Origin of the sequence: Streptomyces sp. NRRL B-24572 (genome assembly GCF_002156145.1) — a bacterium.
Classification (GTDB): domain Bacteria; phylum Actinomycetota; class Actinomycetes; order Streptomycetales; family Streptomycetaceae; genus Streptomyces; species Streptomyces vietnamensis.
Map to the genome: position 1 here is coordinate 1 of NZ_MWIG01001120.1, position 3,103 is coordinate 3,103.

Consider the following 3,103-nt stretch of genomic DNA (forward strand, 5'->3'; position numbering starts at 1 on the left):
GACGGTCCCGGGCACCCGGCGGCCGGGCGCCTTGTCGACGATCGGGGCGAGCAGCGGGTCGGTGCGGAGCCGTTCGTCGACGGCGACGGGGTCGGCGTCGAGGTCGAGGAGCCGGCGGCAGCGGCTGATCGCGTGGGTGAGGTCGCGCGGGTCGGTGAGGAGGAGGCGGCAGGCGATGTGGTCGGGGCGGGGGGCGAGGGCGACGATGCCGTGTCCGTACGGGAGGCCCAGCGTCCGCCGGTAGGCGCCGTCGCGCCACTCCTCCACGCCGGGGACGGCGGTCGCGGCGAGGTGCCCGAAGAGGTTGGAGGGTTCGAGGGGGGTGCGGAACGGCAGCCGGAGGTTGATGACGCCGTGGGTGGCGGTCGCCGGAGCGGTCGGCCCGCCTGCGCCGGGGCCGGTCGCCGCCCGGACCGGGGACCGGCGGGCGGCGCGGGCGCGGAGTTCGCCGGGGGTGAGGGCGAAGACCTCGCGGACGGTGTCGTTGAAGGTGCGGATGGAGGAGAAGCCGGCCGCGAAGGCGATCTCGGCGAAGGGCATCGGGGTGGTCTCGATGAGCAGCCGGGCGGTCTGGGCGCGCTGGGCGCGGGCCAGGGCGAGCGGCCCCGCGCCGAGTTCGGCGAGGAGCTGGCGTTCGATCTGGCGGGTGGACCAGCCGAGCCGCCGGGCGAGTCCGGGGACGCCCTCGCGATCGACGACGCCGTCCTGGATGAGCCGTACGGCGCGGGCGACGGCGTCGGCCCGGACGTTCCACTCGGGCGAGCCGGGGCTGGTGTCGGGGCGGCAGCGCTTGCAGGCCCGGTAGCCGGCGCGCTGGCAGGAGGCGGCGCTGGGGTGGAACTCCATGTTCTCGGGCTTGGGCGGGACGGCCGGGCAGCTGGGGCGGCAGTAGATCCGGGTGGTGCGGACGGCGGTGAAGAACACGCCGTCGAAGCGGGCTTCCTTCGACTGGACGGCCCGTACGCAGCGCTCGGTGTCGGTGTGCATGGTTCCAGGATCGGGGACGGACGGCGCACGGGCTGGCGAGAAAACGACATGGACGTCCGCCCCCGGTCGTGGCGGGTCAGACGGTGACGGTCCGGTAGTGGGTGGTCAGCCGGCCGTCCTCGCCGAGGACGTGGAAGGCGAGGGCGGGCGGCAGGTCGAGGTGGACGTGCGGGTTCTCCGTGCCGGGGTTCTCCCAGGGCAGCCGGAGGGCGGAGACGACTCCGGGCGCGACGAGCAGCGGGCGGCCGGCGAAGGTCGTGGCGGCGGCCGTGTGGGCGTGGCCGGCGAGGAAGGCCGTGAGGTGGGGGTGGCGGTCGGCGAGCGCGGCGAGCCGCTCCTCGCCGAACTGCCGGATGCCGTCCACGTACGGGGTGTGCAGCGGCACCGGCGGGTGGTGGAAGGCGACCAGGACGGGGACCTCGTGCGGGGTGGCGGCGAGGACGCCGTCGAGCCATTCGACCGTCTCGTCCTCCAGGAGGCCCTCGTCCTTGCCGGGTACGGAGGAGTCGCAGAGGGCGATGACGAAACCCTCGCCGCGGAGCACCTGGTTGACGGGGGCGTACGGGCGCGCCGCCGTCTCCTCGGGGAGGAGGCCCTTGCGGAAGGCGGCGCGGTCGTCGTGGTTGCCCGGGCAGACGAGCAGCGGGTGGCGGGAGGTCAGCAGCTCCCGCGCCACCGCGTACTCGTCCGGGGTCGCGTGGTCGGCGATGTCGCCGGTGACGAGGACGGCCGCCAGGTCGTGCGGCAGCTCTTCCAGGTACCGCAGGACGGCGCGGGCGCGGTCCGCGCTGCGCGGCCCGTCGTCGATGTGGATGTCGCTGACATGGGCGATGACGATCATGCGGCCGTGCCTCCGTGGGTGCGCGTGAACAGTCGTTCACGCGACCGTACGGTGATCATCGGCGGGCCGGAAAGGGCCGATCCGGGAACGGTGGACCGTTCGATCGCTCGACCGCTTGCCGGGCCGGGGCGGGGGCGGGGGCCTCTTCCCCGGTCGCCTACTCGAAGCGGATGGTGTCCCCCGCGCCGCGGCGGACGATCTCGGGCTCACCGCTGGAGAAGTCGACGACGGTGGTGGGTTCGGTGCCGCAGTCACCGGAGTCGAGCACCGCGTCCACCTGGTGGTCGAGCCGCTCCTTGATCTCCCAGCCCTGGGTGAGCGGTTCGGCCTCGTCGGGCAGGAGCAGGGTGCTGGAGAGCAGCGGCTCGCCGAGTTCGGCGAGGAGCGCCTGGGTGACGACGTGGTCGGGGATGCGGACGCCGACCGTCTTCTTCTTGGGGTGGAGCAGCTGGCGCGGCACCTCCTTCGTCGCCGGGAGGATGAAGGTGTACGCGCCGGGCGTGGACGCCTTGACCGCGCGGAAGACGTCGTTGTCGATGTGCACGAGCTGGCCCAGCTGGGCGAAGTTCGCGCACATCAGCGTGAAGTGGTGCCGGTCGTCGAGGTCGCGGATGGTGCGGATGCGGCTGATGCCGTCGCGGCTGCCGAGCCGGGTGCCGAGCGCGTAGCAGGAGTCGGTCGGGTACGCGACGAGCGCCCCGTTCCTGATGGAGTCGGCCACCGCGCCGATGGTGCGGGGCTGGGGATTGTCGGGGTGCACGTCGAAGTACTTGGCCATGGGGACCAGTCTATTTTCGCAGGCTCCGCCACACGGCCTTCGCCGCGTTGTGCCCGGACATGCCGTGGACGCCGGGTCCTGGCGGGGTCGCGGAGGAGCAGAGGAAGACCGCCGGGTGCGGAGTGGCGTAGGGGCGCAGCGAGAGCGTGGGGCGCAGCAGGAGCTGGAGGCCGCGGGCGGCGCCGCAGGCGATGTCGCCGCCGACGTAGTTGGCGTTGCGCTCGGCGAGTTCGGGCGGTCCCGAGGTGGCGCGGGCCAGGACGCGGTCGCGGAAGCCCGGGGCGAAGCGCTCGATCTGACGTTCGATCGCCTCGGTGAGGTCGCCGCGCCAGCCGTTCGGCACGTGGCCGTACGCCCAGAAGACGTGCTTGCCCTCGGGGGCCCGGGAGGGGTCGACGAGGCTCGGCTGGGCGGTGATGAGGAAGGGGGCGTCGGGGGCGGTGCCGGAGGAGGCTTCGCGCAGGGCGGTGCCGATCTCGCCGGCGGTGGGGCCGACC

At 73.9% G+C, this 3,103-nt stretch carries 3 protein-coding genes and 1 pseudogene; all 4 read right to left on the reverse strand.

Annotated features, from left to right (window positions below):
* On the reverse strand, positions 1–987 hold a 987-nt coding region (locus CCN56_RS40705), incomplete at its 3' end, for a bifunctional transcriptional activator/DNA repair enzyme AdaA (protein WP_143664841.1).
* A 76-nt stretch (positions 988–1,063) separates the two neighbouring features.
* Positions 1,064–1,828, reverse strand: a complete 765-nt coding sequence (locus CCN56_RS40710; protein ID WP_086832555.1) for a metallophosphoesterase — start codon at positions 1,826–1,828, stop codon at positions 1,064–1,066.
* Positions 1,829–1,985: 157 nt separating this feature from the next.
* Positions 1,986–2,606 carry an L-threonylcarbamoyladenylate synthase gene (locus CCN56_RS40715; protein WP_086832556.1) on the reverse strand — a complete coding sequence of 207 codons (621 nt, stop codon included), beginning with the start codon at positions 2,604–2,606 and terminating at the stop codon, positions 1,986–1,988.
* 10 nt (positions 2,607–2,616) lie between these two features.
* Positions 2,617–3,103, reverse strand: a pseudogene (locus tag CCN56_RS40720) (NAD(P)/FAD-dependent oxidoreductase); the annotation flags it as partial.

What these genes read in the sequence shown, in the direction of transcription:
- CCN56_RS40715 (WP_086832556.1), bottom strand. Translation starts at nt 2,606, where the DNA reads ATGGCCAAGTACTTCGACGTGCACCCCGACAATCCCCAGCCCCGCACC.
- CCN56_RS40710 (WP_086832555.1), bottom strand. Translation starts at nt 1,828, where the DNA reads ATGATCGTCATCGCCCATGTCAGCGACATCCACATCGACGACGGGCCG.